We start from the raw sequence: 20,371 nt of genomic DNA, 5'->3' as shown, positions 1-20,371 counted from the left end.
AGGAGGAGCAGGGGGAGCAGAGGAGAGCAGGGGAGGGGCGGTGGGCCGGGTCCCCGAGGGTGTCCGTCGCGGCACCGGCGGGGACCCGCGTACGCCGCGTTCCGGGGCCGGGAGCCCCGCACTCGGACGCGGCCGGGAAGGCGTCAAGGCATCCGGGGGCCGTCCGCGACCGGGCAGGCCGAGGGGGCGCCGGTGGCCGGGGACATGTCGCGACGGTCACCGGGGAGGGGGCCGCGTGCGTCCGTATGCGGGCAGGGGTCGCGACCACCGTGCAGGCGGGTCCCGGAGTCGGTCACCGCAGCCAGGGGAGGTCGGCGCCGGTGCCGTCCGGCTGGAGGCCTTCGGCCACGATGCGGGTGATCTCACCGAGCTGGCGCACCTGCTCGGCGCTCAGCCGGTCGAAGAGCGCCTGCCGTACTGCCGATACATGTCCGGCTGCCGCCTTCCCCAGTACCTCGAAGCCCTCGTCCGTCAGGCAGGCGTTCTGTCCGCGTCTGTCGTTCGGGCAGTCCTCGCGGCGCACCCAGCCGTTCTTCTCCAGCCGGGCGATCGCGTGGGACAGCCGGGATCGGGTGATCTTGGCGTGCTTGGCGAGTTCGGTCATGCGCAGACGGCGGCACGGGGCCTCGGCGAGTTGGACGAGTAGTCCGTAGTAGACGTGCGGCATGCCGGCATCGCGTTGCATCTGCCGGTCGAGGCTGTCCTCGAGGAGGGTGGTGGCATGCAGGTACGAGCGCCACACCCGCTGCTCCTCTGCGGTGAGCCAGCGGGGTTCGCCCGAGTTCGGTGCCGTCGCCATGCGGTCATCGTACGGGCAATCCTTGAAGTTTGAACCACTCTGGCGTACGGTGATGACCCAAGAGCTTGAACCTTCAAGTTGCATGGGTCGTTACGGGGGTCTGCGCGTGAACGCCGACGACAGGGCGGGTGCCGCCGACGCCGCGGCTCCCGCGGGGCGGATGCCCGCCGTCTACCTCTCCCACGGCGCACCGCCCCTGGCCGACGACCCGGTCTGGCCCGGGGAACTCGCCGCCTGGTCGGCGACACTGCCCAGGCCCGCGGCGATCCTCGTGATCTCGGCCCACTGGGAGGAGGCGCCTCTCGCGATCGGTGCGACGCGGACCGTGCCGCTCGTGTACGACTTCCGGGGCTTCCCGCGCCGCTACCACGAGGTGCGGTACGAGGCGCCCGGCGCGCCGGAACTCGCTGATTCCGTACGCAAGCTGCTGCGCGCCCCCGGCAGGCCCGTGCGGGACGTCCCCGACCGCGGTCTCGACCACGGCGCCTACGTCCCGCTTGTGGAGATGTTCCCCGGCGCCGACGTCCCCGTGCTCCAGGTCTCCATGCCGACCCTCGACCCGCGGCGGCTCCTCGGGATCGGGCGCAGACTGGCGCCGCTGCGCGACGAGGGCGTGCTGATCGTCGGCAGCGGGTTCTTCACCCACAACCTGGCGGCACTGCGGCACGCGGGCGTGCCCGGCTGGTCGGCGGAGTTCGACGACTGGGGGCGGCGGGCGCTCGCCACCGGGGACGTGGACGCACTGCTGGACTTCGAGCGCAAGGCGCCGGCCGGCCGGCTCGCCCATCCGCGAACGGAGCACTTCGCGCCGCTGTTCGTGACGCTGGGGGCCTCCGAGGGTGATCTCTCGCGGGGGCGGAGCGTCATCGACGGGTTCTGGATGGGCTTGGCCAAGCGTTCGGTCCAGTTCGGCTGAACGGCCTGAGTGGGCCGGGCGGGCGGAGCGGCTGGGGTGGCCCGGGCGCGCCTGTCGCCAGGTTGCCGCGTCGGTGCCGTGGGCTGGTCGGCGCCTCGGGGCGGCCGTCGCCTCGGGGCGGCCGTCGCCTCGTGGTCCGCCCGCGCCTCGGTGGTTTGCCGGGGTGGGGTGCTCCGGGGTTTCGGTGGGCTCATGACAGACGGGTCCCTTGTGCCGCGGCGGGTCCCGGACACGGGGCGGTGCGGGGGTGGTGAGCGCGAGGGGTGGTGAGCGCGAGGGGTGGTGAGCGCGGGGGCGGCCGTGTGACGGCATGCTCCGGGCCTTCCGGGTATACGGAGCAACCAGGAGCCGGGCCCGTGTCGTCCTGACGGGTGGGGACGCGGTGGCGGGAGGAGCCTTTGACCTGCGCCGCGGGCTGTGTGCGTCATGGTGCCGACCACTCGGGTCCGCGCCTTGGCGAGGGCAGGGTACTGCAAGATCACAAAAATCTATGCACCCGTGGGAATTCTGTCCGGATTCCAGTCGTTGTTTCCGTCGGATGCAGGGCACCCGGAAGGGTGTCGCGACCTACTCAGCAAGGGAGCACGCATGGCAACCCGTGCCGTCGCCCGTCGTAAGTCCGCCAAGGGGACCGGGGCCGGTGGAGCAGACAGCGTTCGTTCCACGAGCGGGGAGATCGCAGACCGCGATCTGGTCGGCATGTACCTCGACGAGATCGCGCGCACACCGCTGCTGGATGCCGCCAAGGAGGTCGAGCTCTCCCAGACGATCGAGGCGGGTGTCTACGCCCGGCAGATCCTCGACGGAGAGGCGGAGAGCGACGCGGCCGGTGCCACCCGCGAGGAACTCGAGGCACTCGTCGCCGCGGGCGAGCATGCCAAGGACGTCTTCATCAAGTCGAACCTCCGGCTGGTGGTGGCCGTCGCGCGCCGCTATCCGCGCAGTGGCCTCCCACTGCTCGACCTGATCCAGGAGGGCAACGCGGGCCTGGTGCGCGCGGTGGAGAAGTTCGACTACACCAAGGGCTTCAAGTTCTCCACCTATGCGACGTGGTGGATCCGCCAGGCCATCACCCGCTCGATAGCCGACCAGTCCCGCACGATCCGGCTTCCCGTCCACCTGGTGGAGGAGCTGGGCCGGATCCGGCGGGTACAGCGCGAGTACAACCGGGAGCACGGCCGCGAGCCCGAGCCGTCCGAAGTGGCGCGGGAGCTGGGTTCGACGCCTGAGCGGGTGGCGGACGTGCTGGACTGGGCCCGCGACCCGGTCTCGCTCAACATGTCCGTGGACGACGAGGGCGAGACGCAGTTCGGCGACCTGTTGGAAGACACCTCCGCTGTGTCACCTGAGCAGTCCGTGCTGACGCTGCTGCGGAGCGAGGAACTCGACGATCTCATCGACCGGCTCGACCAGCGCACGGCGTCGATCATCCGGATGCGGTACGGCATCGAGGACGGCCGTGAGCGCACGCTGACCGAGGTCGGCAAGGAGCACGGCCTCACGCGTGAGCGCATTCGGCAGATCGAGAAGCATGCGCTGCTGGAGCTGAAGAGGATGGCCCGTGACACGGGCTTCGACGCGGCGGCGTGACGACGGCGGGGCAACTCCCGCCCGATGAGCGACCCCGGCACCCTTCCCCCCCGGTGCCGGGGTCTTCCTTGCGCGTACGCGGTGAACGGCGTCTCCGCGCCTGCCGTTCGCCTCACTGCAACCGCCTGACTGCAACGGCCGGACTGCTTCGGCCGCCGAATCGCTTGGGCTGTCGGTCGGCCTCGGTCGCTCGCCTGCCTTCAGACGCTGCCTCGCTTCGGCCGCCCCACTCGCCCACGAAGCCTTGCCCACGAAGCCTCGGCGGTGAATGCCGGTTCGTGAACCGTGAACCGTGAACTCCGGTCCCGGTCCGTGGGCCGCGTCCGCCGGGCACTCAGGCGCGTGCCGTCCGGACGCCGCCGCTCAGCCGCTCGCCCGCGTGAGGCGTGCGCCCAGCCGTCCGAGATGCTCACCGAGCGCGGGGGGGCCGTGGACGGTGAACTCGCAGTCGACCAGAGCCAGCCGCAGCGCGATCCATTCCAGCGAGTCCTGGCAGCGGCTGCGCAGACGGCAGCTGTCCGGCCCCGTCGGCTCCGGCCTGCCGAGGTAGCCGGGAAGGCGGGCGGAGACGCGTTCCGCCGGTGCCGCGAAGGTGATGTCCAGCGTCAGCCCGGGCTGGTTGCGCGCCATGGAGGCATGGAGGAACTCGGCCGCGTCGCCCCCTGCCGGAAGCTCGCGCGGTGTGAAGCGGGTGCCGGTCGGGAACGGGTCACTGACCCGGTCGACCCTGAACGTCCGCCAGTCTTCGCGCCCGAGGTCGTACGCCACCAGGTACCACCGCCGGCCGGTCGAGACCAGCCGTTGCGGTTCCACCAGCCGCTTCGACTCCGCGCCCGCGCCGGACCGGTAGCCGAAGCGCAGCCGCTCCCGCCCGGTCACGGTCGCCGCGAGGGCGGTGAGGGTGTGCGGGTCGACGGTCGCTCCGTCGCCGCGGGTGAGTGGGATCGTCGCGTTCTGGAGGGTGGACACCCGCCGGCGCAGCCGCGTGGGCAGCACCTGCTCGAGCTTGGCCAGGGCCCGTACGGAAGCCTCGTCCACCCCTTCGATGGCGTGGCCCGCGCCGGCCCGCAGCCCCACGGCGATGGCGACGGCCTCCTCGTCGTCGAGCAGGAGTGGCGGCATCGCGGCGCCTGCGACGAGCCGGTACCCGCCCACCGCGCCCTTCGTCGCCTGCACCGGATAGCCGAGATCGCGCAGCCGTCCGATGTCCCGGCGGATCGTGCGGGGGCTCACCCGGAGCCGTTCGGCGAGTTCGCTGCCCGGCCACTCGCGCGGCGTCTGCAAGAGGGACAGCAGATTCAGCAGCCGTGCCGGTGTGTCCGTCATGGGAATCAGCCTGACAGACTTCTAGGTCGTGTTCTGTCCTATACGGGTCCTACTTTCTCCGGCATGAGTTCCCACGCCGCCGTACCGGATACGGCCTCCGACCGCACCGCCCCACCGGACACGCCTCCCGACCGGCGCCGATGGACCGCCCTCGCCATCGTCATGACCGCGGCCTTCATGGACCTGGTCGACGTGACCATCGTCAACATCGCGATCCCGTCGATCGAGCGAGACCTCGGTGCGTCGTTCGGTGCGATCCAGTGGATCACCGCCGGCTACGCCCTGGCCTTCGCCGCCGGTCTGATCACGGGTGGCCGACTCGGCGACATCTACGGTCGAAAGAGGCTCTTCCTGATCGGAATCAGCGGCTTCACGGTCGCCTCGGCGCTCTGCGGGCTGGCTGCCGATCCAGAGATGCTGGTCGCCTCGCGGCTCCTGCAGGGGGCGATGGCCGCGATGATGGTGCCGCAGGTCCTCGCGATCGTCCATGTGACCTTCCCCGCCCACGAACGCGGCAAGGTCTTCGGGATGTTCGGCGCGGTCGTCGGGCTCGGCGCGGTCTCCGGTCCGCTGCTCGGCGCCCTGCTGACCCAGTGGAACCTTCTGGGCCTGGAGTGGCGGCCCATCTTCCTCATCAACCTGCCGGTCGGCGTCGCGGGGCTCGTCCTCGGCCTGAAGTACATCACCGAGTCCCGTGCCGAGAGGGCACTCCGCCTCGACCTCGTCGGCGTCGCGCTGGTGACCACCGGACTGCTCATGCTGGTCTACCCGCTCACTCGCGGGCGCGAGCTCGGCTGGCCGCTGTGGGGCCATCTGTGCATGGCGGCGAGCCCGCTCGTGTTCGCCGCCTTCGTGGCCTACGAGCGCCACAAGACGCGCAAGGACGGTTCCCCGCTGGTGGAGCTGTCGCTGTTCCGGGTGAAGAGCTTCGCCGCCGGTGTCGCCGTGCAGCTGACCTTCGGAGTGGTCTTGGGCATCTTCTTCCTGGTCTGGACGCTGTACATGCAGATCGGCCTCGGCTGGAGCCCGATCAAGGCAGGACTGACCGGAGTGCCGTTCTCCATAGCGGTCTCGCTGGCCGCCGGGATCTCCGTGCAGAGGCTTGTGCCGCGTTTCGGGCGGAAGGTGCTGCAGGCGGGGGCGCTGGCCATGGCGTCCGGGCTGCTGCTGTACATCTGGACGGTCGGACGGTACGGCGCGGGCATCGAACCCTGGCAGATGGCGGCCCCGCTGGTCGTCATGGGGCTCGGGATGGGGCTGATCGTGGCGCCGCTGACGGACGCGGTGCTGTCGGACGTTCCGCGCGAGCACGCCGGTTCGGCGTCCGGGCTGATCAACACCACCGCGCAGATGGGCAACGCCCTGGGACTCGGGCTGGTCTCGGTCGTCTTCTTCAGCGTGGTCGACGAGGCACAGCCGACCTCGCGGTACGCGGTGGCCGGGGTCTTCGCGGACGCGTTCCGGAACTCGCTGTGGTGGGTCGTGGGCGTACTCGCCGTGATTCTCCTGATGATGTTCGCTCTGCCGACGCGTCCCGGACGGCACATCGAGGGTGCGGGTGCCGGCGACGCGGGCACGGGCGCCGGTGCGGGCGCCGGCATGGGCGCGAGCGCGCTGGTGGAGAGCGGCACCGGCGTGGACTCCGGCACTCCGGCTGATCGGGAGACGGACGGGGACGAGGGGGCGGAGGGGGACCGGCAGCCGGCGCTGTCGCACTGAGCGACCGCTCGGCGAGCTGCTCCCCGAAGCCTCGGCGACCTGCTGCCCGAGGCCCGGTACTGGGAGACTCTCCCCTCGGGCTCTACCGGTCCTCGCGACACCCGCGGTCTGCGGGAGTCGCGAGGACCGCGGGCGTCGAGCGGGGCCTCGTCGTGCCCGCTGAGTGCCCGGTGAGCGTCCGTTGAGTGTCCGACGAATGCCCGGTGAGGATCCGTTGGCGGTCCGTTGGCGGTCCGGTGGCGGTCCGGCGGGCTCACGCCGAGGGGTGGCCGGGCCGGTGTCCGCGGCACTCACCCCGGCCGTCGGCGGCGCGGTGTTCCCGCCGAGGAAGCGGGTGACCCCGTCGAGGGCTGTGGGACGAGGCTCCGCAAGCGGTTGATGCCCGGTGTCGGCTACACGACTCCGTTCATCGCTGCCGCTGGACTCCTCACCGCCCTCGGGCTCGCCATCGGCGGGCTCGACCCAGCGGTGCGAAGTCCGTCGCCGACGCCTTCGTCTGGAGACCAGTCCAGCTGGGCCGCGCTCCTCTTCGGGATCGGCGGGCCGGCGTTCAGCTTCCCGATTCCCGTCCTCGCCGGATACATCGCCTACGGTACGGCCGACCGCCCCGGGCTCGTCCCCCGGCTTCGTGGGCGGCGCGATCGTCATCACGATCAAGGCCGGTCCTCGGCGGCCTGGCCGCCGCACTCCTCGCCGGGGCCGGGGCCGGGGCCGGGTCCGTCCTGCTGGCCATCCAGAAGGCCGGGGTGCCTGCGGTACTGGCGCCGCCGCGCCGGCGCGTACCACTCGGCGAGCCCGACGAGCGCCGTGTCCGCCCGGGACAGCCCGCGTCAGTGCCTGCCCCGGAGGCCGACCGTATCCGCCGTAGCGTCATGACCGGTCCGTAGCGTCATGCGCGGTCCGTAGCGTCATGACCGGTCCGGGGCGGCGCGACCGGTTTGTGACGAGGTCGGTCAGCGCACCCGGGCGCGGAGTTCCATGGCCTCGCGGGCGGTGCGCTCGTCCTCGTAGACCTCGCACATATGGCGTCCGTCGGGGGTGGCCGTGTGTTCCACCTCCCACAGACTCAGCTCGGTGCCGTCGAAGAGCAGGAAAGCGTGCTCGTAGAGCGTGAAGGCTGCGTCCCGCGCGTCGACCGGGCAGCGCCGGCCGAACGCCTGGCCGATGTGGTGCGCGAACGCCGACCGCAGCAGTCCGGCGGTCGTCTCACCCGGCCGGTCAGGGTTCTCGGCCCGGCGCAGCAGCCGCCGGGCGTGGTCCGCGGATTCCTCGGGGACGTAGGAACGGGAGGGCGAGGCCGACGGGGGCGCCAGCAGCTGACCCAGCAACTCGAGGTCGGCGTCGAGGTCGTCGTACGGCACCCCGTCCGGGCTGCCGAAGCAGGTGTCCTCGGGTGCCGCACCGAACACCGCGGCGAATCCGCCGACCGGTTCGCCGTCCGTGCGGCCCGGGCCCTCCATGCGACCCGCGCCGTCGGCGTGCCGCGCGCCGTCCCCGCCGTCCGGACGCACCGCGCGTGCCGGACGCAGTCGGGAGGCCGTCAGCCGGGCCTCCGCCTCGTCCGCGTACAGCTCGTGCCGCCGGGCGCCGTCGCGGCCGGTGTTGTGCACCAGCTCCCACAGGGTGAGGGAGGAACCGTCGGCCAGCAGGTACGCGTGCCGGTAGGTCGAACGGTGCAGGGCCGCACTGTGATGCGAGGAGTGCAGCGAACTGTCATGGGCCAGCGCCGAGTCGAGCCGCTCCATCACGTCGTCGGGAAGGTCGAAGGAATTGAGAGCCCGACCCAGGAGTCGCTCGAGGTGAGTCTCGGTTGTCTCGTACGGATCGTTCAAGGTGGATCTCCCGGATCTCCAGGCCGTCGCCACACGTCACTTGATGACTGCTTAACGTAGCCCCTGGGGCTGACATCGCGTCCCGCGTTCGGGAAAACGAACGGTGCACACGGCGAAGTTCCGCTACACCTTCGCGCCCCCTCAACTCGGTTGCGCCGGGCGTCAGTCAGCGTTCCCGGAGGCGCGTCCGGAGCCTCCCCTCCCCCCGTGCCGGTCTCCGTGCCGATTCCCGTGCCGGTCTCCGTACAACTCGGTGTACGAAGGGAAGTCGCCACCCGGACCACGCACGCTTTCCGCTGCCAGCACGGCCCGGACGATCGCGCGGGTGACGACGTCCGCCCCAGCCGTGAGGACCGCGTTGAGTGCGAGCGGGTGGCCGTCGAGCGGACGCGTGCCGGTGGCGAGCGCGAAGACGGTGTCCCCGTCGTTGAGGAGATGGACCGGCCGCACGGCACGTGCGATGCCGTCGTGGGCGGTGCCGGCCAGCTTCTGCGCCTGGGCGCGGGTGAGTTCGGCATCGGTGGCCACGACGGCGAGGGTCGTGTTCAGCGGGGGCGCACCGTTGCGGCCGGACGCCTCGGCCAGCCGGTTCAGGGCCGCCGTGTGCACTTCGGGCGCCGGCGGAACCGGCGCCGGGCCGAAGAAGTGCCGCCCGTAGAGCACGCCGGTGTCCGGGTCGAGCGCGGAGCCCGCCGCGTTCGCCACGACCAGCGCGGCGACCATGGTCCCGTCCCGCAGCACCTCGCAGGCGGTACCCACGCCCCCCTTGATCAGGCCCACCACCGCACCGGTGCCCGCGCCCACCGAACCCTCCTCGACCGGTGCGCCGGCTTTGGTGCGCGCGGCCGCCTCCACCGCCGCACGCCCCGTCGACGCACCCGGCCTGGCCTTCCAGTCTCCGCCGCGGCCGAGGTCGAAGACACATGCCGCGGGAACGACCGGCACGACCTGCCCCGGCTCCCGGCCCGCCGGCACCCCGCGGCCCTGTTCCTCCAGCCACGCCATCACACCTGATGCCGAGTCCAGGCCGAAAGCGCTGCCCCCGGTCAGGACGACCGCATCGATGCGCTGGACGAGATTGCGGGGATCGAGGGCATCGGTCTCACGGGTGCCCGGACCACCGCCGCGGACGTCCACCGCCGCCACGGCACCGCCCTCCGGTGCGAGGACGACCGTGGTGCCGCTGAGCGCGCCCTCTCCGCTGAGGCGGGCGTGGCCGACCCGGATGCCGCGCACATCGGTCAATGCGTCATTGAGTGCCATGGCTTCTGGGTATCACGAGGCCGCTGTGCCCCCGCCCCTGGCCGACCAGGCCCGGACCGTGCCACCGACGCGCGTGCCGGCCCGGCGTACGCTTGCTGCATGAGCACCGCCTCCGCCACCGGACCTCGCGATGCGGAGGAGCCCCGGCCGCAGCCCCTCCCCAGGCCCGGGCTGGTCTTCGACGATCCGCTGGACCGGCAGTCCGCCGACGACACGGACCGAGGGTGGGGCGAGCGGCCTCCCGCAAGCGGTGACAGCGCAGCGGACCTCGCGCGCTTCCTCGACGAGAAGCCCCCGCACCACCTCTGACGGCGGGGCCCGTGCCGTGAGCCACCCGGACGCATCGGCGCGGCCCGGCAACGCCCCGGCGCACCGGCGCTGCTCGGTGCTGCCCCGGGCAGGCCGGCCCCTTGCGCCGACCGGCAACGCCCCCGGCGCGCCGGTGGGGCTCAGCACAGGGTCACCGCCAGGCGTGCGGTGGCTCCCGCTCCGGCCAGCGCCGTGGCGACGCTGCGCGGTACGGCCAGGACGATCAGCGCGCCACCGTCCTGGAACCCCTCCGAGGCCCGTGGCACCTCCGTCACCCGGGCGCCCGTCACGATGATCCGGGCGTCGGGCCCTGTGCGTGTCCGGCGGCCGATGCCCGTATCTCGACCGGCCTCCTCGCCTGCGGGTGCCACCGGAGCCGCGATCACATCCACACGGTCGCCCGGCTCCAGCAGCCGGACCGTCTCGGCGTCCGCGATGCGCACCGGAGCGGACACGACGGTCGCGCGCCGCCCCGACGCACTGCCCACGGAAGGGCTTCCCGCCGATGCTCCTTCCGAGGCGACGTCCCTTTGCGAGGCGCCTTCCGACACGTCCGAGCCGCCTTCCGACAAGCCTGTGGGCCCTGAGGGCGGTAGCGGCGAGCCCTGAGAGGGCGCAGCGTGCCTAGGCGGCGCGGTCGGCTCGCGAGGCGTGTCCGGCGGCTGCGCTCGCGGCAACCAGGCCGCGAGAGCGGCGGCGGTGACGGCCAGTCCCGCGGCGAGTGCCCGGCGTCTGCGCCGCAGCACTCTTCTGACCCGAGTGCCCGGCCATCGCCGTCGGTCCGTCATCCGCAGTGGAGCGAAGGCGGGCACTCCGCAGGGCTCCGGGACGGGTGCCGGGGGCAGACCCTGCCCCCGGACCTCCGAAGGGCCGCCGGCGCCCGAGGACCGAGGCGGCCTCCGGAAGCCCGAGGGCCCGGAAGCCACATGCCCGGTGTACGAGGGAGGGGAGAGCAGCGCCATGGTGGTGACCGCCTGTCGTGTGCGAGGGAGCGTGAAGCGGGCGGCTACGCCCGGTGCCCCTCACGATCCCCGTTCTCGCGGTGTCCTGCTCCGGCCTGTGGACGGCGTACGGGGTGTGGAAAAACTCCTCACTCGCACGAGGGACCGGGCTTCACCGGGCGGCCGTGATCACGCTCCTCGCACCAAGGCGCGGCCCGCACAGAGCGGGGTTGTCCCCGAGATGCGAGAGTCCTTGACGGCCGGGTCCCTCCGTACGGCCGGGGGGCTTCCCCATCACCCGGGTCCCTCCGTACGGCCGGGGGGCTTCCCCATCACCCGGGTCCCTCTGCCCGGCCCGGGGCTCCCTTGCGGTCCGAGGCCCTGCGCGACGCAGAAGCGCCGCTCGGCGTCGGCCCCGGCCCCGGCCCCCATCGGCCCACCCCGCGCTACGGCAGGGTGATGCCCGTCTTCAAGCCGTTGAGCGCGTTTCCGCAGTGGCAGTCGCGTTCCCCGTCCGCAGGCAGCCCCGCCACCGCGTCGAACAGCACGTCTCTCAGCCTGTCCACGTTCGCGGCGAAGACGGTCAGCACTTCCTCGTGAGAGACGCCCTCGCCGCTCTCCGCCCCGGCGTCGAGGTCCGTCACCAGGTTCATGGACGTGTAGCAGAGTTCCAGCTCACGGGCGAGCGCGGCCTCGGGGTGCCCGGTCATGCCCACCACCGACCAGCCCATGGCGTTGTGCCAGCGGGACTCGGCGCGGGTGCCGAAGCGCGGACCCTCGACCACGACGAGAGTCCCGCCGTCGACCGGTTCCCAGCCGCGTCCGCGCGCGGCAGCCAGCGCGGCTGCCCGCCCCGCCGGGCAGTAGGGGTCCGCGAGGGACACATGGACGACCTTCGGCACCTCGCCGGTCGTGAGCGGTTCGCCGTCGAAGTAGGTGTCGGCCCGGGACTTGGTCCGGTCCACCAACTGGTCGGGCACGAGCAGGGTTCCGGGACCGTACTCCGGCCGCAGGCCGCCGACTGCACACGGCCCGAGCACCTGGCGTACGCCCACCGACCGCAGGGCCCACAGATTGGCGCGGTAGTTGATCCGGTGCGGCGGCAGGCGGTGGCCGCGGCCGTGCCGGGGCAGGAAGGCGACCCTCCGGCCCGCGATCTCACCGAGGAAAAGGGAATCACTCGGGCTGCCGTAGGGCGTGGCGATCTCGGCCTCGGTCACGTTCTCCAGGAAGGAGTAGAACCCCGAGCCGCCGATGACGCCGATCTCCGCGCGCTGCGCGCTCTCTGCGTGGGCCATGCCTGCCACAGTAGCCGTGCCCGAACACCGGCCGGTATCCCTCCCATGCGCTGCCCACCGTGCCCGGATCACCCCGCCTGCCGACCGCCACCGTGCGATACGGGGCTGGTCGGGTAGCCCGGGGCTGAGACGCACCGGGCTACCCGGCCTACGGGGACTGCGGGAGTGCCGTACGAAATACGGAGGGTCCCCGCCGCCCGGAGGCTGCGGGGACCCTGCGAGAGTTCCGGACTCAGGCGGCCGTCGTGCTGCCAGACGTGGCGGACGACGGGTTGGAGGAGCCCGCGGAGGACTTCGAGTCCGACGATGCTGACGACGCAGACGACCCGGAGGACGCAGACGACGAGGAAGAGGAAGAGGAGGCGGACTCGGACGCCGAGGACTTGGCCGACGAGGTCGACGGCGTGCTGCCCGAGGAGGAGCCGCGGCTGTCGTTGCGGTAGAAGCCGGAGCCCTTGAAGACGATACCGACGGCCGAGAACACCTTCTTGAGGCGTCCGTGACAGCCTGGACACTCGGTCAGGGCGTCGTCGGTGAACTTCTGCACCGCCTCGAGGCCCTCGCCGCACTCGGTGCACTGGTACTGGTACGTCGGCACTGGTCTTCCTCCTGGCACTCTCACTCGATGAGTGCTAACGATGGTCCATATTGACGTATTCCCTCGTCTCAGTCCACTGCCACGGGCACTCGGTGACCGACACCACGTGCGACCGTACGGCTGTGCGGGCGCGGCGCCAGGCGCGAACGCAGCGCCACCAGGGTTGCCAGGGCGAGCACGGTGCCGGCCAGCGGTACCAGGAATCCGGCGGTCGAACCGTGGGCGTCGGCGAGTCGGCCGGCGACGGTCACCGCTGCCGCCTGGCCGAGCGCCACGGATCCGGTCAGCCAGGTGAAGGCCTCCGTCCGGGCCGACGCCGGCACCAGCGGCTCGACCAGTGTGAAACCGCTGATCAGCGCAGGCGCGATGAACACCCCGACGACGAGTCCGAGACCGCCCAGCAGCACCGCGGAGTGCGCCGTCCACAGCAGTGCCGCGGCCAGTGCCAGGCCCGTGTAGCCCACCACCATGCGCCGCCGCGGTCCGGACTTCCACGCGATCGCGCCGACGGCGATGCCCGCGAGCATGTTGCCGGCGGCGAACAGGCCGTAGAGCAGACCGTTCATACCGGGCTGGCCGATTTCCTGGGTGAACGCGGTGAGCGAGACCTGCATGCCGCCGAAGACGGAACCGATCCCGAGGAAGGCGACCGCGAGGACCCGGACGCCGGGTATCGACAGTGCCGAAGTGCGCCTGGCCCGCCCGCCGGACCCGGGACCGCCGACGGCCGGCTGCGTGCGGCGCTGGGCGGCGAACAGCAGACCGCCGGCCAGGGTCAGCCCGGCCTCGGCGATCAGCCCGGCGGCCGGGTGGACGCCGGTGCACAGGGCGGTGGCCAGTACCGGTCCGACCACGAAGGTGAACTCGTCGGTGACGGACTCGAACGCCGCGGCCGTCGGCATCAGCCGGGACCCGCCGAGCCGTGCCGCCCAGCGGGCCCGCACCATCGGGCCGACCTGCGGCACCGAGGCGCCGGTCGGCACCGCGGCGGCGAAGAGCGCCCAGAGGGGGGCGCCCGCGAGCGCCAGCGCGGTCAGCGCTCCGACGGCCGCGGTGTGCACCAGGACACCGGGAACCAGCACGGCCCGTTGTCCGAAGCGGTCGGCCAGACGGCCGCTCTGCGGGGCGAAGAGCGCCATGGAGACGCCGGTGACGGCGGCGACGGCTCCGGCGTCTCCGTACGAACCGGTGGTGTGCTGTACGAGGAGGACGATGCCGATCGTCAGCATGGCGAACGGCTGCCGGGCGGCGAACCCGGGGAGCAGGAAGGTCCACGCGCCGGGGGTACGGAGCAGCTGCCCGTAGCCGGGGCGCCGGCCGCCGGTCGATGGGCCGGAGGATGCGGGCCTACGCTTGGAAGGAGCCGTTGCCGTTGCCGGGGAAGGGGACGAGGAAGGGGACGATGACGAGGGCGAGGACGGCGCCGGGGGAGTGCTCGGGGGCGTGCCGGTAGACGTGCCAGGAGCGACCGTGGACTCCACGGCCCTTGCCTTTCTGCCGCCTGGTAGCGCCTTCCCGGGGTGCCGGGTTCGCCGAGAGCTGTCCTCTTGCGCGGAACTGCGGTAGATACCGGGCCCCTCTGCGGGGGATCACTCGGCCGCCATACGGTCGCGCCAGCTCTGCTTCAGGCAGAGTTGGTCGATCAGTGCGCCTTCATGTTACAGGCCCTTGCCAGCGCGTCGCCTCGGATTGCGTCGGCGCAGTGTGAACGATACCTGCGATCAGCTCTCGGTCAGCTTTCGGTCAGCTCTCGGTCGGCTTTCGACCGGTGCTCGACCGGTGCTCGACCAGTGCTCGACGGTGCACGGGTAACGCCCGCCCCGGGCCGGTGTCCCCCGTGCGGAGGTCGCTCCGGGCGGCCCGCCCCGCGGTCACCGAGCCGCCGGCCTGCGCGGAGGTCGCCCCGTGACCTCGGCCGCTCCGAGTCGACGGCCCCGTACCTCGGTCGCCCCGAGCTGCCTCCCCCGTACGAAGGGCTCGCCGGCCGTCCAGTCCCCCAAGGTCTCCCTGATCCGTCCACCCCCCGGCGGTCCCCAGTGCCGCGTCGGGCGACGTCCGCCCCGTCGCGACGCCCGGCACGGCGACTCGCCGCGTTGCCGAACCAACCGGGCAGGCCTCCTACGAGACCGATCCGGCACCGGGCGCCGCACCGCACCGGGCGCCGCACCGCGCCGCCGCTGACGGGCAGACCCTGCCTGACGCGGCACTACTAGCCACGAGTCCCCAGCCAGCCGGCCAGTTTTCCGCCCTGTCCCACCGCCCGCAGCCGTGCCTCGGTCGCGTCCCGCACCGGGTCGGTCGCCACCACGAGCAGTTCGTCGCCGCGTCGCAGCACCGTCGTCGGGCTGGGCACGAAGCTCTTGCCCTCGCGGACGACGAGTGTGACGGCGGCGCCCGCGGGCAGCCGCAGTTCGCCGACCTCCACGCCGTGCATGCGGGACTTCTCCGGGATCGCGACCGACAGCAGATGGCCGCGCAGCCGCTCCAGCGGCGCCGACTCGATGCCCAGGTCGGCTGCCTCCGAGCCGTTCCCCAGCTTCAGCGCCCTCGCCATCCAGGGCAGCGTCGGCCCCTGGATCAGCGTGTAGACGACGACCAGCACGAAGACGATGTTGAAGATCCGTTCGCTGCCCTCGATCCCGGACACCAGCGGGATGGTGGCCAGGATGATGGGCACGGCGCCGCGCAGACCGGCCCATGACATCAGGGTCTTCTCGCGCCACGGGATACGGAACGGCAGCAGGCTGAGGACGACGGACAGCGGTCGGGCCGCCATCGTCAGCACCAGCCCGATGACCACCGCGGGCCAGAAGTCGCGCACCAGCTCGTGAGGGGTGACGAGCAGTCCGAGCAGGACGAACATCCCGATCTGGGCGATCCAGCCGACTCCGTCGGCGAATCCGCGGGTGGCCGGCCAGTGGGGCAGCCTGGAGTTCCCGAGCACCATCGCCGCGAGGTAGACGGCGAGGAAGCCGCTGCCGTGGGCGAGGGCGCCGACGGCGTAGGCGGTCACCGCGATGGCCATCACGGCGATCGGGTACAGGCCCGACGCGGGCAGGGCGACATGGCGCAGCCCGAGTGCGCCGAGCCAGCCGATCGCGAGGCCGATCGCGGCGCCGATCGCCAGCTGCAGCAGGATCTTTCCGATGAGGATGTACCAGGCCTCGACGGGTTCCGTGGTGGACAGCGCGATGACGAGGATGACGACGGGGGCGTCGTTGAAGCCGGACTCCGCCTCGAGGACGCCTGTGGTGCGGGCGGGGAGGGGCACCCTCCGCAGCACGGAGAAGACCGCGGCGGCGTCCGTCGAGGAGACGACCGCGCCGATGACCAGTGCCTGCCGCCACTCGAGTCCGACCAGGTAGTGGGCTCCGGCGGCCGTGACGCCCACGCTCACGGCGATGCCGACGGTCGACAGCATCGCCGCCGCGGGCAGGGCAGGTCTGATCTCTTTCCACTTGGTGCCCAGGCCGCCCTCGGCCAGGATCACCACGAGGGCGGCATAGCCGATCACCTGTGTGAGTTCGGCGTTGTCGAACTCGACGGCGAAGATGCCGTCCTGCCCGAGCGCGACGCCGATGCCCAGATACAGGAGCAGGCTGGGGAGCCCGCTCCGCGAGGAGATGCGCACCGCCACGACGGCGATCAGCAGGACGAGCGAGCAGACGAGCAGAAGTGCATTGAGCTGGTGGACAGTCAGCGGCCGATCCTTCCCCTCGTGCGCATGCCGGATCGTGCCTCCGGCAAACGACACTTCGTTACCTTACCTAATCTTTAACGCAATCTTGACGCTCCCATGACCGAGTCCCCTTGCTTCGGACTGCTTCGGACTGCATCGGACTGCATCGGGTTGCTTCGGGTTGCTTCGGACTGCATCGGACTGCATCGGATTCCATCGGGTGCTTCGGGTTGCTTCGGGTTGCATCGGTTCGCTTCGGGCGGTTACGCAGCCGCGGCGAGTGTGCGGGGAACGTCTGCGGGACCTCGCCCCGTTACCGGATCACCCGAATATGTCCAGTATGGGGACGGTTCTCCGCCTTGTGGCGTGCCGCAGCTGGGGTCGTGTGCTGATCCGCCGGGATTGCGGTGTGGTTCTCAATCGTCAGTAAGTTCGAATGTCGCGGGGGTGATGTAGCGTTACTGATACCGCGTCCGGGCCCGTCGATCGCTGCGCCTAAGGTTGCTCCTGCACTCCCAGGATCACCCTGCCCTCGAAGGACAGCGATGCCCTCCAACACAACCGCCTCCTCCGCCGAGAAGCCAGCCAGGAGGAAGGGCCGCCGCGCCCGTCTGGTCGTGCTCGCCCTGGCCCTGGCGCTGGTCGCGGGTGTCGGCTGCGGTGCTTACTGGGGCGTCGGCACCGTGCGCGCGTCCTTCCCGCAGACCACCGGGTCGATCAGGCTCGACGGCCTGTCCGCCCCGGTGGACGTCAAGCGCGACGCGAACGGGATTCCGCAGCTCTACGCGAGCACCGACGAGGACCTGTTCCGCGCGCAGGGCTTCGTGCACGCGCAGGACCGCTTCTGGGAGATGGACGTACGCCGCCACGTCACCGCGGGCCGGCTGTCCGAGATGTTCGGCGCGGGGCAGGTCGAGACGGACGCCTTCCTGCGTACCCTCGGCTGGCACCGGGTGGCTCAGCAGGAGTTCGACGAGAAGCTGTCGCCCGAGACCAAGAAGTACCTCCGGGCCTATGCCGACGGCGTCAACGCCTATCTGGCGGACCGTGACGGCGCCGATCTGTCGCTCGAGTACGCGGCCCTGGGGCTCACCGGCGACTACCGGCCGGAGAAGTGGACGCCGGTCGACTCGGTCGCCTGGCTGAAGGCGATGGCCTGGGACCTGCGCGGCAACATGCAGGACGAGATCGACCGCTCGCTGATGACCAGTCGGCTGACCGAGCAGCAGATCAAGCAGCTGTACCCGGCGTACCCGTACGACCTGCACCAGCCGGTGGTCACCGCCGGTGCCGTGGACGAAGGCTCCGGGAAGTGGGACCCGGAGGCGGAACCCTCCTCGGATTCCGCAGGCTCCTCGGATTCCGCCGGCTCCCCGGGATCCCCGGATTCCGCCGGCTCCCCGGGGTCTTCGGATCCGTCGGGCTCCCCGGGCGCGGGCTCGTCGTCTCAGGACGGCGGAACCGCCGTCAGCGGCGCCGGCGCCTCGGAGAGCGGTTCGGCCGCCGGCCAGGGTGCGCAGACGCAGCTCTCCGGCCTGTCCGGCCTGTCCGGCCTGTCCGGCCTGTCCGGCCTCTCCGACGTGCTCGACGGCATCCCGGCCCTGCTCGGCCCGAACGGCAGCGGCATCGGGTCCAACTCGTGGGTGGTCTCCGGCAGCTACACGACGACCGGGAAGCCGCTGCTCGCGAACGACCCGCACCTCGCGCCGCAGCTGCCGTCGCTGTGGGCGCAGATGGGCCTGCACTGCCGCGCCGTCTCCGACAAGTGCTCCTTCGACGTCGCCGGGTACACCTTCTCCGGCATGCCGGGCGTGGTCATAGGCCACAACCAGGACATCGCCTGGGGCTTCACCAACCTCGGGGCGGACGTCACCGACCTCTACCTGGAGAAGGTCTCCCAGACGGGCTGGACGTCCGGCAGCCGGATCAAGCCGTTCAAGGTCCGCGAGGAGACCATCAGGATCGCCGGCGGCGGCAGCAAGAAGATCACCGTCCGGGAGACCGACCACGGCCCGCTGATCTCCGACCGCAGCTCCGAGCTGGAGCGCGTCGGCGAGCGGGCGCCGGTGACGACCCCGGCCCCCGACCGCGGCAACGGTTTCGGTGTGGCTCTGCGCTGGACCGCGCTGGACCCGGGCAACTCCATGGACGCGGTGTTCAAGCTCAACCGGGCGAAGGACTTCGAGGGCTTCCGCGCCGCGGCGAAGGACTTCGAGGTCCCCTCGCAGAACCTGGTCTACGCGGACGCCGAGGGCAACATCGGCTACCAGGCGCCCGGGAGGATCCCGGTCCGCTCCGAGGGCTTCGACGGCTCGATGCCCGCCCCGGGCTGGAACCCGACCTCCGGGTGGAAGGGGTACATCCCCTTCGACGAGCTGCCGTACGAGTACAACCCGAAGCGCGGTTACATCGTCACCGCCAACCAGGCCGTCGTGGACGCCGGGAAGTACCCGTACCTGATCACCAAGGACTACGGGTACGGCTCCCGCAGCCAGCGGATCCACGACCTGATCGAGTTGAAGATCAAGGACGGTGGGAAGATCTCGACCGACGACATGCGCACCATGCAGACGGACAACCAGAGCGAGATCGCCAAGCTGCTGACGCCGCATCTGCTGAAGATCGACGTCTCCGACCCGTATGTGCGGGAGGCGCAGAAGCTGCTGGAGGGCTGGGACTACACCCAGGAGCCGGACTCCGGGGCCGCCGCCTACTTCAACGCCGTCTGGCGCCATGTGCTCAGGCTGGCCTTCGGGAACAAGCTGCCCAAGGAGCTGCGGATCCGGGGCGAGTGCCTCAACGTCCGCCCGGCCGACAGCACCGGCCCGGTCGACGACCTGAACTCGCTGGTGCGCGAGTGCGGCCAGCGCGACTCGGACTCGGCCCAGCCGGACGGCGGCGACCGCTGGTACGAAGTGGTCCGCGCGCTGATGGACGTCGAGGACAGCGAGTGGTGGCAGGCGCCGAGGACCCGCAAGGACGCGGCCACGACCACCCGTGACGAGCTGTTCGCCCGGGCCATGCAGGACGCCCGCTGGGAGCTGACGGCCAAGCTCGGCAAGGACGTCGGCAGCTGGAGCTGGGGCAGGCTGCACCAGCTGACGCTCGAGAACCAGACGCTCGGCACCAAGGGCCCCGGCATCCTGCGGTGGATGCTCAACCGCGGCCCGTGGAGCCTCGGCGGCGGAGAGGCCGCGGTCAACGCGACCGGCTGGAACGCGGCCGCCGGTTACGAGGTGACCTGGGTCCCGTCGATGCGGATGGTCGTCAACGTGGGCGACTGGGACAAGTCCCGCTGGATCAATCTGACGGGGGCCTCCGGCCACGCCTACGGCGACCACTACACCGACCAGACCGACAAGTGGGCCAAGGGCGAGCTGCTCGACTGGGCCTTCACCGGCAAGGCGGTCGAAGCGGCGACGGAGGACACGCTGTCGCTCAGGCCCTAGGCCGGGCCGCGAAGCGGCGGACGCCCTCCGGGGTCACCACGGCGTGTACGGGGTGGTCGTGCGGTTCCTCCGGGACCCGGGCGACCACCTCGTGTCCGTACAGGAGCACGACGAGGGCGGGCCGGGCCCCGGCCGCCTCGAGCCGGGCGAGTACCCGGTCGTAGGAGCCGCCGCCGCGGCCGAGCCGCATGCCCCGCTCGTCCACCGCGAGTCCCGGCAGCAGGACCGCGTCCGCCTCCAGCACGGCCTCGCGGCCCAGTGGCTGCCCGGCCGGCTCCGTCAGGCCGCGGCGGGCCGGTACCAGCCGGTCCGGCCCCTCGTACACCGCCCATTCGAGGTCGTTGTCGTCCAGCAGCACCGGCAGGAGCACCCGCACGCCCCGCGTGCGCAGCGCGTCGAGCAGCGCGCGCGTGCCTGGTTCGCGCCCCACGGAGACATAGGCGGCCACGGTACGGGCGCCGGTCAGCTCCGGGAGCTCCAATGCGTGACGGGCGAGAACCAGCGAGGCCTCGCGGACGTCTTCAGGGGACAGCAGGCGTCGCGCGTCGAGCAGTTCACGCCGAACCTTGCTCTTTCCGGACATCTCGGAGTTCACGGCAACCTCGCAATCTGCTGTCAATATGCCTGTATGAGGAGAAAGTTAACCGAACCC

16 protein-coding genes and 1 pseudogene are annotated in these 20,371 nt (G+C 71.6%); 6 read left to right on the top strand and 11 right to left on the bottom strand.

Going from position 1 to position 20,371, the window contains the following annotated elements:
- Window positions 1-292 precede the first annotated feature (292 nt).
- Window positions 293-799 (bottom strand): MarR family winged helix-turn-helix transcriptional regulator, encoded by a 507-nt coding sequence (locus tag DDQ41_RS12090; RefSeq protein ID WP_109294504.1) that lies wholly within the window; start codon window positions 797-799, stop codon window positions 293-295.
- Window positions 800-959: 160 nt separating this feature from the next.
- Between DDQ41_RS12090 and DDQ41_RS12085 the strand changes: the two genes are divergently transcribed.
- Both DDQ41_RS12085 and DDQ41_RS12080 read left to right on the top strand, forming a co-directional pair.
- Window positions 960-1,715, top strand: coding sequence for a dioxygenase family protein (locus DDQ41_RS12085; RefSeq protein WP_109297691.1), 756 nt, complete (start codon window positions 960-962; stop codon window positions 1,713-1,715).
- 588 nt (window positions 1,716-2,303) lie between these two features.
- Complete coding sequence (locus DDQ41_RS12080; RefSeq protein WP_109294503.1) at window positions 2,304-3,305, top strand: sigma-70 family RNA polymerase sigma factor; 1,002 nt, start codon at window positions 2,304-2,306, stop codon at window positions 3,303-3,305.
- 363 nt (window positions 3,306-3,668) lie between these two features.
- On the opposite strand, the gene DDQ41_RS12075 is transcribed toward DDQ41_RS12080, so the two are convergent.
- Window positions 3,669-4,631 carry a helix-turn-helix transcriptional regulator gene (locus DDQ41_RS12075; protein WP_109294502.1) on the bottom strand — a complete coding sequence of 321 codons (963 nt, stop codon included), beginning with the start codon at window positions 4,629-4,631 and terminating at the stop codon, window positions 3,669-3,671.
- Window positions 4,632-4,694: 63 nt separating this feature from the next.
- Between DDQ41_RS12075 and DDQ41_RS12070 the strand changes: the two genes are divergently transcribed.
- Window positions 4,695-6,350 carry an MFS transporter gene (locus DDQ41_RS12070; protein ID WP_109294501.1) on the top strand — a complete coding sequence of 552 codons (1,656 nt, stop codon included), beginning with the start codon at window positions 4,695-4,697 and terminating at the stop codon, window positions 6,348-6,350.
- A 288-nt stretch (window positions 6,351-6,638) separates the two neighbouring features.
- A pseudogene (locus DDQ41_RS32385) lies at window positions 6,639-7,111 on the top strand (fructose-specific PTS transporter subunit EIIC); the annotation flags it as partial.
- Between the two features lie 192 nt (window positions 7,112-7,303).
- Here DDQ41_RS32385 and DDQ41_RS12060 read toward each other — a convergent pair.
- Together DDQ41_RS12060 and DDQ41_RS12055 are read right to left on the bottom strand one after the other, a co-directional pair.
- Entirely contained in the window at window positions 7,304-8,182 is an 879-nt protein-coding gene (locus tag DDQ41_RS12060; protein WP_109294500.1) for a DUF6227 family protein, read from the bottom strand.
- 162 nt (window positions 8,183-8,344) lie between these two features.
- A complete protein-coding gene (locus DDQ41_RS12055; RefSeq protein WP_109294499.1) occupies window positions 8,345-9,445 on the bottom strand; it encodes a P1 family peptidase in 1,101 nt (366 codons plus the stop codon).
- A 99-nt stretch (window positions 9,446-9,544) separates the two neighbouring features.
- Here DDQ41_RS12055 and DDQ41_RS12050 point away from each other — a divergent pair, with 99 nt between their 5' ends.
- On the top strand, window positions 9,545-9,754 hold the full coding sequence (locus DDQ41_RS12050; protein WP_109294498.1) for a hypothetical protein: 210 nt from the start codon (window positions 9,545-9,547) through the stop codon (window positions 9,752-9,754).
- A gap of 140 nt (window positions 9,755-9,894) precedes the next feature.
- On the opposite strand, the gene DDQ41_RS32900 is transcribed toward DDQ41_RS12050, so the two are convergent.
- From DDQ41_RS32900 to DDQ41_RS12020, 6 genes are all read right to left on the bottom strand, one after another.
- The gene (locus DDQ41_RS32900; protein ID WP_316681940.1) at window positions 9,895-10,242 is read right to left on the bottom strand and encodes a hypothetical protein; all 348 of its coding nucleotides are present in this window, start codon (window positions 10,240-10,242) and stop codon (window positions 9,895-9,897) included.
- An 899-nt stretch (window positions 10,243-11,141) separates the two neighbouring features.
- Window positions 11,142-11,993 (bottom strand): S-methyl-5'-thioadenosine phosphorylase, encoded by an 852-nt coding sequence (locus DDQ41_RS12040; protein WP_109294497.1) that lies wholly within the window; start codon window positions 11,991-11,993, stop codon window positions 11,142-11,144.
- 232 nt (window positions 11,994-12,225) lie between these two features.
- Window positions 12,226-12,591, bottom strand: coding sequence for an FmdB family zinc ribbon protein (locus DDQ41_RS12035; RefSeq protein ID WP_109294496.1), 366 nt, complete (start codon window positions 12,589-12,591; stop codon window positions 12,226-12,228).
- 68 nt (window positions 12,592-12,659) lie between these two features.
- Window positions 12,660-13,820, bottom strand: a complete 1,161-nt coding sequence (locus tag DDQ41_RS12030) for an MFS transporter (protein ID WP_109294495.1) — start codon at window positions 13,818-13,820, stop codon at window positions 12,660-12,662.
- Window positions 13,821-13,938: 118 nt separating this feature from the next.
- Window positions 13,939-14,184, bottom strand: coding sequence for a hypothetical protein (locus tag DDQ41_RS31870; protein ID WP_174720238.1), 246 nt, complete (start codon window positions 14,182-14,184; stop codon window positions 13,939-13,941).
- A 616-nt stretch (window positions 14,185-14,800) separates the two neighbouring features.
- Window positions 14,801-16,345 (bottom strand): potassium/proton antiporter, encoded by a 1,545-nt coding sequence (locus tag DDQ41_RS12020; RefSeq protein ID WP_109294494.1) that lies wholly within the window; start codon window positions 16,343-16,345, stop codon window positions 14,801-14,803.
- Between the two features lie 470 nt (window positions 16,346-16,815).
- On the opposite strand from DDQ41_RS12020, the gene DDQ41_RS12015 reads away from it, so the two are divergent.
- Window positions 16,816-19,719: a penicillin acylase family protein gene (locus DDQ41_RS12015; protein WP_167450250.1), complete on the top strand. Its 2,904-nt coding sequence runs from the start codon at window positions 16,816-16,818 to the stop codon at window positions 19,717-19,719.
- On the opposite strand, the gene DDQ41_RS12010 is transcribed toward DDQ41_RS12015, so the two are convergent.
- Window positions 19,709-20,314 carry a 5-formyltetrahydrofolate cyclo-ligase gene (locus tag DDQ41_RS12010; RefSeq protein ID WP_109294493.1) on the bottom strand — a complete coding sequence of 202 codons (606 nt, stop codon included), beginning with the start codon at window positions 20,312-20,314 and terminating at the stop codon, window positions 19,709-19,711. The two genes, DDQ41_RS12015 and DDQ41_RS12010, sit on opposite strands and share 11 nt — an antisense overlap.
- Window positions 20,315-20,371 lie beyond the last annotated feature (57 nt).

The organism is Streptomyces spongiicola (assembly GCF_003122365.1).
GTDB classification, from domain to species: domain Bacteria; phylum Actinomycetota; class Actinomycetes; order Streptomycetales; family Streptomycetaceae; genus Streptomyces; species Streptomyces spongiicola.
The sequence above is the reverse complement of the archived record's forward strand: the minus strand, read 5'-3'. Positions and strand labels throughout refer to the sequence as shown.

What these genes read in the sequence shown, in the direction of transcription:
- DDQ41_RS12080 (WP_109294503.1), top strand. Translation starts at nt 2,304, where the DNA reads ATGGCAACCCGTGCCGTCGCCCGTCGTAAGTCCGCCAAGGGGACCGGG.
- DDQ41_RS12040 (WP_109294497.1), bottom strand. Translation starts at nt 11,993, where the DNA reads ATGGCCCACGCAGAGAGCGCGCAGCGCGCGGAGATCGGCGTCATCGGC.
- DDQ41_RS12075 (WP_109294502.1), bottom strand. Translation starts at nt 4,631, where the DNA reads ATGACGGACACACCGGCACGGCTGCTGAATCTGCTGTCCCTCTTGCAG.
- DDQ41_RS12070 (WP_109294501.1), top strand. Translation starts at nt 4,695, where the DNA reads ATGAGTTCCCACGCCGCCGTACCGGATACGGCCTCCGACCGCACCGCC.
- DDQ41_RS12085 (WP_109297691.1), top strand. Translation starts at nt 960, where the DNA reads ATGCCCGCCGTCTACCTCTCCCACGGCGCACCGCCCCTGGCCGACGAC.
- DDQ41_RS12050 (WP_109294498.1), top strand. Translation starts at nt 9,545, where the DNA reads ATGAGCACCGCCTCCGCCACCGGACCTCGCGATGCGGAGGAGCCCCGG.
- DDQ41_RS12030 (WP_109294495.1), bottom strand. Translation starts at nt 13,820, where the DNA reads ATGCTGACGATCGGCATCGTCCTCCTCGTACAGCACACCACCGGTTCG.
- DDQ41_RS12090 (WP_109294504.1), bottom strand. Translation starts at nt 799, where the DNA reads ATGGCGACGGCACCGAACTCGGGCGAACCCCGCTGGCTCACCGCAGAG.
- DDQ41_RS12015 (WP_167450250.1), top strand. Translation starts at nt 16,816, where the DNA reads ATGCCCTCCAACACAACCGCCTCCTCCGCCGAGAAGCCAGCCAGGAGG.
- DDQ41_RS12055 (WP_109294499.1), bottom strand. Translation starts at nt 9,445, where the DNA reads ATGGCACTCAATGACGCATTGACCGATGTGCGCGGCATCCGGGTCGGC.